Origin of the sequence: Vibrio sp. 10N.261.46.A3 (assembly GCF_041472995.1) — a bacterium.
Lineage (GTDB): Bacteria > Pseudomonadota > Gammaproteobacteria > Enterobacterales > Vibrionaceae > Vibrio > Vibrio coralliirubri.
Window position 1 is genome coordinate 1 of record NZ_JBFRRH010000153.1, and the last position, 3,405, is coordinate 3,405.

General features: G+C 44.5%; 5 protein-coding genes and 1 pseudogene. All 6 read right to left on the reverse strand.

All coding sequences use genetic code 11. The features are described from left to right. Nucleotides 1-586, reverse strand: a pseudogene (locus AB4484_RS25340) (AMP-fatty acid ligase); the annotation flags it as partial. A gap of 6 nt (nucleotides 587-592) precedes the next feature. Further along, complete coding sequence (locus AB4484_RS25345; RefSeq protein WP_368084698.1) at nucleotides 593-1,150, reverse strand: septation protein IspZ; 558 nt, start codon at nucleotides 1,148-1,150, stop codon at nucleotides 593-595. Next, the gene (locus AB4484_RS25350; RefSeq protein WP_372080906.1) at nucleotides 1,150-1,413 is read right to left on the reverse strand and encodes an acyl carrier protein; all 264 of its coding nucleotides are present in this window, start codon (nucleotides 1,411-1,413) and stop codon (nucleotides 1,150-1,152) included. The genes AB4484_RS25345 and AB4484_RS25350 overlap by 1 nt, the downstream gene beginning before the upstream one ends. 10 nt (nucleotides 1,414-1,423) lie before the next feature. Further along, entirely contained in the window at nucleotides 1,424-1,684 is a 261-nt protein-coding gene (locus tag AB4484_RS25355; RefSeq protein ID WP_372080907.1) for a phosphopantetheine-binding protein, read from the reverse strand. 105 nt (nucleotides 1,685-1,789) lie between these two features. Then, nucleotides 1,790-2,560 (reverse strand): 1-acyl-sn-glycerol-3-phosphate acyltransferase, encoded by a 771-nt coding sequence (locus tag AB4484_RS25360; RefSeq protein WP_019824139.1) that lies wholly within the window; start codon nucleotides 2,558-2,560, stop codon nucleotides 1,790-1,792. Then, complete coding sequence (locus tag AB4484_RS25365; RefSeq protein WP_372080908.1) at nucleotides 2,557-3,285, reverse strand: beta-ketoacyl synthase chain length factor; 729 nt, start codon at nucleotides 3,283-3,285, stop codon at nucleotides 2,557-2,559. The genes AB4484_RS25360 and AB4484_RS25365 overlap by 4 nt, the downstream gene beginning before the upstream one ends. Nucleotides 3,286-3,405 lie beyond the last annotated feature (120 nt).

Below are 3,405 nucleotides of genomic sequence, written 5' to 3' on the forward strand. Positions count from 1 at the left end.
TGCGATTTAAATCAAGAGTACTGTGAACTCGATTACCCCTGAGTAATTCGCCCCAGTTCTTATTTAACTGAGCCGTCTCAATGTCTAGGTGTTCTAATGTTTTATTGATTGCCTTGGGTGTGCCGCTTGAACCTGACGTAAACAAGGTCAAATGGATTTCAGCCAAATCAATGGTCGCAAGATTATCGATTAGAGGTTGTTTTGACGAGGTGTTTGAGTCCAACAAGTTTTGGATATTGCGAACGTCGCTCACTTCAACCATACCAATCGAGTCATCAACTAACAGGCAATCAAAATGTTCACTCAATTCCGCAAGTGCACAGGGCTGGTAGTTGCCCGGTAAGATGATGTGTTTTTGGCTGACGGCACATGCCAAAAAGGTCACCGAAAATAGGTAGCTGTCTTGGGTGCAAATCGCAACTCGTTGAAAAGGGGATGAAGATAAAAGGTGCACGAGTTGAGATAAGTCGGCGCTAAATGTTTGCCACGTAATCTCGCTATTGTCGTCAAAGCAGACAATCGATTCAGGGGCTCTTGTTTGACTGAGAAGTTCAGACAACGAGATGTAAGATACGGTTTGTGTCATAACAATTTAACTCTGACGAATGCGCTGTCTTACTACCCACTCTCCTGCAAAGAGTAACCCGGCGAACAAATAGCTGAGTAAGCCATTGTATAGGGTCCATATTTCAAGAGGTTGGAAGCAGGTGTAAAGGGCAATAGAGCCGTTGATAACAAAGAACAAACACCAAACTTTGGTGACTTTTCGTGTGTAATCAATGCCACTTTGCGGAAGTTCAGGCTCTTGGAGTCGAGCAAGACGCTCGATAATCGTTTGCGGTTGCCAAAGGCTTGAAGCGAACACAACCAACATACAAACGTTAACGATCACGGGGTAATAGGTTAACCAGCCATGTTGCTTGAAGGTTAATCCTAATGCCAACAGAACAATCCCGGCACTACCACTGATCCAAGCTAAGTGTTTTAGCTCTTTAATTTTAGCCTGACCGCCAGTGAATATACGGACAGCAAAGATAACGGCCAAGACGATACCAACGGTTTGTAGGCCAAACTTGTTGAGTCCAAAGTAAACCGCTATTGGATAAGTGAAAAGTATGATTGCCGACAGTAAAGTCAGCAGAGGACGCATTATGCGTCCTTCAATAGTTCAACCACAGACTCTACAACGTCATTAACGGTGCGTACTGCCTTGAACTCTTCAGGTTTGATCTTCTTACCTGTTACGTTCTGTAGGTGAACGACCAAATCAACCGCATCAATGCTGTCTAGGTCTAGGTCTAGATCAAGATAAAGGTGTGCTTCAGGCGTGATATCTTCAGCATCAAGCTCGAACAGCTCAATCAGCGCATCTTTAACCTGGTTGTATACTTCTTGTTGGTTAGCTTGTGTCATAAAGATCTGTCTAGTTGTTCGTTTGAGATGAGATGTAATTTGCTAGGTTTTCAACGGATGCAAAGTGCTGGCGAGTGTTTGAATCGTCGGCATCGATAACGATGCTGTACTTCTTCTTGATAGCAAGACCAAGCTCTAGCGCATCAATAGAGTCTAATCCAAGTCCATCACCAAATAGTGGAGCTTCCGTTTCAATCTCATCAATACTCATGTCTTCAAGGTTCAATGCGTCGATGATCAGTTGTTTCAGTTCGTTGTGTAATGTTTCCACTTTGGCCTACTTAATGCTTTATCTGAATGCTGCTTTAAGGGGGCGATTCTACATTATGCGATGTATTTTCGAAATGCTGATATCGCCAGTTGCTTTATTGATGAGCTAAATGCTTTCTTCGGAAGGGAAAATCGAGTGTGCAAGGTGATGATTAAGGCGCCTTGCTGCCGAAGTTAAGTTATTTGAATTCTCAATAAATGGTGCGACTTCTATTTTACCTTTCACCGCGATATGAAAAAAGGGTTTCGTCGCAGGAACTTGATACCATTTTTTCTCTTTCGTTAAGAATGTCGGAGAAACCGTAATATGAATCACGCGTAAATCGGTTTGTGTTCGCGTGGCTATTTGCGCCGCACCACGTTGTAATGATGGTTCAATTCCGGGCGTTGTGCGAGTTCCTTCGGGAAAAACCAGCAGCACATTGCCACGTGAGAAACGTTCTTCACAGCGCTCTAAAAGATCGTCAGGAGCTTGGTTTGGGATATAACCTGCGGCTTTGACAATCCTTTTCATAAAAGGGTTTTCCCAAATAGCGGCCTTAACGAGGCAATCACATTGAGGAAGTTGAGAAGCGATCAGCACATAGTCGATTAAGCTAGGGTGATTGGCGACGATGATGCAGTTACGATCTTCACGTAATAGATCCGCGCCATCAATTCGGTAATCAATCGCGCCGGTTAACTTCATGATTTGGCAAAAGGCGTTGAATGAGAAACGAATCAATCGCTGCGCTTTAAGCTCTCTTTTAATGGTATTGGGAGTCGTTAGCGCGATAGTGGGTAAGATTAAGAAGCTTAATACTAAGCCGCCTAGACCAAAGATGGTAAAGCACAGCCCTGTCGCGAATACTCGCCAATATTGGTCGACTTTGCTCATGACTGTGGGCCTGGCTCGGTGTTATTTACCCAAGACCAAGTTTGGTGCTTGCCAGCAATAGCCCACTTATTTGTACCCAATAAGATATGTTGGAGCGTTTGTAGCCCTTGTGGTAACTGGGAAGGTGCTTGGTTGGCTTCTACTGCTCTAGCAATAGAGTACTCACTGCCAGCGGTGAGCACGAAGCCCAGAGCGTAATCCGCATAGTGTTGTGTTTCGTATTCTTGGTAAAGCTCAGGCAAAGGCTGGTCGAAGTCAATGACGAGTACACGATGTGACGGATACTGATGAAGGTAAAGATAAGCTTCAATCAGAGCGTTATGGAAAGTATCTTGCCCTGCGGCGATTGAAGTCAGTGGAATCGGCGCTTTGGCGGCAATAGTGGTTAGACCGGCAGCGGTATTATGTACCGATTGTGAGAACGCCATCGGCGAGGCATCGTCACCTTCTAATATCGACTGAATCAAAGTGGCAGTTCGGTGCAGCTCACCATGTCGGCTAGCAAAGACAAGATAATCAATCGAGGTGTCTTTTAATAAGGTTAACGCGGTTTGGACGGCAAGTTTGCTTTGCACACTCATTCGACGGCGCATCATTGGAGGGATAGCTTTAAATTCAGTTGAGCCATCTTGTAGCCAATCTAAATTAGTGCTCCACGCTTGCCATTGGGTAACAGAATTGAGACCAGCCGAATTTGCAGACCATTTCTCAATATTAAACGACATTAATTGGGATTGATTTCACGGCTAGAGCATTTTAATTCCAGCGCTTAAAAGTACCGAGCGGTACTCATCATCAAGAGCCGCTATCTTCCTCTTTCTTACCATGCTGATATTTTTACTTGT